This is a genomic window from Nocardia sp. NPDC004568 (assembly GCF_040609955.1).
In the GTDB taxonomy this organism is placed as follows: Bacteria; Actinomycetota; Actinomycetes; order Mycobacteriales; family Mycobacteriaceae; genus Nocardia.
Genome location: NZ_JBEXLL010000166.1, coordinates 1 through 2,990, shown reverse-complemented (window position 1 = coordinate 2,990; position 2,990 = coordinate 1). Strand labels below are relative to the sequence as shown.

The window sequence follows — 2,990 nt, the reverse complement described above, 5'->3', positions numbered from 1 at the left end:
GCCGCACCAACTCCACACCCAACACACCACCGGCCGCTGAGGCCCCACCCGCCACCGTCGCCACCGCCACCGAATCCCAATCCATCACCTCCCGCCGCCCCACCAACACCTGCACCCCCTGAATACCGGCATCCACACCACCAGCAAAAACAGCGAACCCACCCACCTGAGTCGCCAACAAACCCGCCCGCTCCGCAAACGCCGCAGCCCCCGCCCCCGCCCGCTCCGCCACGAACTCCGCCCACCGCGCCAAATGCCTCGCCCGCGCCTGCGCCACAACCTGCGCCCCCGCAACCGGATTCCCACCCCCCGCCGCCATGACCTGATACACCGTCATCACACCGAAAGCGACCATCGTGTAAGTCTCTTTATCACTGTTCGCCGCACTCAGATCACAATGCTCACCCAACTTCTTACAAAACCCACCCACACCCGCCACCGCCTCCACCAACGGCTGCGCAGCACCCACAATCACGTCGAGCATCTCCGCCTGCACCGCCTCCGGCAACAAAGCGATCTCCGCAACCAGCCGCCCCGCCAACCGCCCGAGCTCCACACCGGCCTGCTCCCACACCCCCCTCACCCGACGACCGGCATCGGTATCCATCTCCGGGATCTCCGCACCGAAAATCAGAGTCTGCAACGGGCCCAACTCACCCAGCCACTCCAACGCCTCCGTCATCAGCGATACCAGCCTTCAACCCGATCAAACACGGTCAGACCGACACTCCCCGACGGTCCCGAAACCGCCGCACAAAACCAGCCACATACTCCGACGCAGCCACCGGATACAGCATGGTCGGCTCCGCGCAACCTGCATCGCCTTCGGTAGAAAGACCCTGAACCACACGCCGGACCACGTCAGGCCGACGAACCCAGACATCGCCGCGAGCGTTTCTCGAATCCCGCTGCGCAGATCGGGGCAGCGATCGACGACGAAGGCTCCACGACACCGTCCTCGGCGACGGAGCAGATCACCGGACCGACCGCGATCTCGCCGCGTGCCCCCGGCACATACACCGTCCACCCCACACCAGGCCAAGCGGCTTGCCACTGCGACAGCGAATATCCGGTCATGTCCAGCCCCGATCCTGTACGCACTCCCGTACACGAGTGATGGCATCCGATTGCGCTGCCAATCGCGCACCTTTCTGTGTAATCATGTTGCCAGACTTGATGATTGTCCGAGCAGACCGAGGAGTAACGCCAGTGTTCACGCTCGCGGATATGGCGGATATAAGCGAAATCGCCAGCAGTGCGTGCATCCCGGTCGTGCCGATCGCCTGCCGGATCTGCACGCCATAGCCCAGGCCGGTGAACAACACTCATGTGTTGACCCAGGCAGGCGGCGACAGTGGATTGCGTGTCCCCCCTCCGGTGAGCTCATCGAGCGCAGCCGGGCCCCGACTGCGGTGTGGCCCGGTCCACATCGCGGTCTACTGTTTCCCAGTGCTGACGGCTGGACAGCCAGCGCTGCCGCCTCTCAGCGGTCGGCGGCTCCCGGCCCCCGCACGGTCGCGAGGCACTGTGTTCGGCACCGTCGCGAGCTGAGCTCCGGTCGGCGAATCGAACGGAAACCACCGCCGGCTCGATGTCGCCCCGCCATGATCTCTGAAGCGCCCCGGGGTTGGTGCCCACCTTCTTCTTGGGAAGGATGGGCAGATCATGCCTGCGAAGTACGACGAAGCGAAAGCGACCAAAGCAAAAGCTGTCCGGATGGTCATCGATCACCGTGGCGACCACGGCAGCGAGTGGGCCGCGAGGAAGGCGGTCGCGGCCCGGTTGGGGATCACCACCGAACTCTGCATATATGGGTCCGTCAGGCCGAGATGCGCGGGTCCGCGCCGGCATGGGCTCAGCGGGCGGGAACAGTGGTGGGGAGTGCCGAGGGGGATGATCCGGGTGCCGGACCAGGGGCACCGGGTGCGGTTGTCGCGCGCGTGATCGACTATTCGTTCGTTGTCGACCGGTGCAGCGTCAATACTCCGGCACGGCCGGGCGCACGGAGAGCTGCCAGATCGGGGTCTTCCTCGCTTACGCCTCCCGCTACGGTCATGCTCTGGTCGATCGGAGTTGTATCTGCCGGAATCGTGGACCGGCGACCGCGGCCGTTGCCGGGCCGCCGGAATCCCGGACGAGGTCGAGTTCGCAACGAAGCCGCGGCTGGTGATGGCCATGCTGGAACGCGCTCTGGCCGCGAAGACACCGTTTCGCTGGTTCACCGCTGATGAAGCCTACGGTCAGGTCAAATACCTGCGGTTCCGGCTCGAGCAACACGATATCGCTCACGTGTTGACCACCCGCCGCAACGACACCCTGGTCACGACCGGGATGCGCCAGGCGCGCGCCGACGAGCTCGTCGCCACACTGCCGACCAGGGCGTGGCAGCGGATCTCCGCCGGTGCCGGCGCGCACGGGCCTCGTGATGACGACTGAGCCAGAGTCCCGATCCGTATCTTGTGGGAATCCGGCCGCGGTCACTGGATACTGGCCCGGCGAAGCGTCTCCGATCCTGCCGAGATCGCCTACTACGTCTGCTACGGGCCGCGCCGATGCACGATTGCTGATCTGGCGTGGATCGCCGGGACTCGATGGCGCATCGAGGAGTGCTTCCAGCAAGCCAAGAACGAAGCCGGCCTGGACCACTATCAGATCCGCAGCTGGCGGGCCTGATATGCTCACATCACCTTGTCGATGCTCGCACTCGCTTCGCTTGCCTCGGTCAAAGTTATTGCCGCAAAACGGGAATGATCGATAGCGGCCAAGACATGATCGCCCGTACTTTACCGGAGATCCGCCGACTCACCATTGCCTTGGCCCTGCCCGCACTCCCTTGCGCCCACCAGGTCTGGGCATGGTCGAACTGGCGGCGTCGCCGCCAGCATCAAGCCCGCTTAGTACTCCAGCCGCACTTGGTTATGTAATCGGTGTCGGCGCTGGTAGTGGGCTTTTCTGGCCCGGTATTGGTGCCGGCGCCGCCAGGTTGACCA

Annotated in this window: 1 protein-coding gene and 2 pseudogenes; 2 read left to right on the top strand and 1 reads right to left on the bottom strand. The window is 65.0% G+C overall.

The window, feature by feature from the left end:
* The coding region (locus ABZV91_RS32280; RefSeq protein WP_355249500.1) for a hypothetical protein at positions 1-682 on the bottom strand (682 nt) is incomplete at its 3' end.
* A 983-nt stretch (positions 683-1,665) separates the two neighbouring features.
* On the opposite strand from ABZV91_RS32280, the pseudogene ABZV91_RS32275 reads away from it, so the two are divergent.
* Both ABZV91_RS32275 and ABZV91_RS32270 read left to right on the top strand, forming a co-directional pair.
* Positions 1,666-1,832: pseudogene (locus tag ABZV91_RS32275) on the top strand (IS3 family transposase); the annotation flags it as partial.
* A 137-nt stretch (positions 1,833-1,969) separates the two neighbouring features.
* Positions 1,970-2,670 (top strand): annotated as a pseudogene (locus tag ABZV91_RS32270) (IS701 family transposase); the annotation flags it as partial.
* Positions 2,671-2,990: the final 320 nt, after the last annotated feature.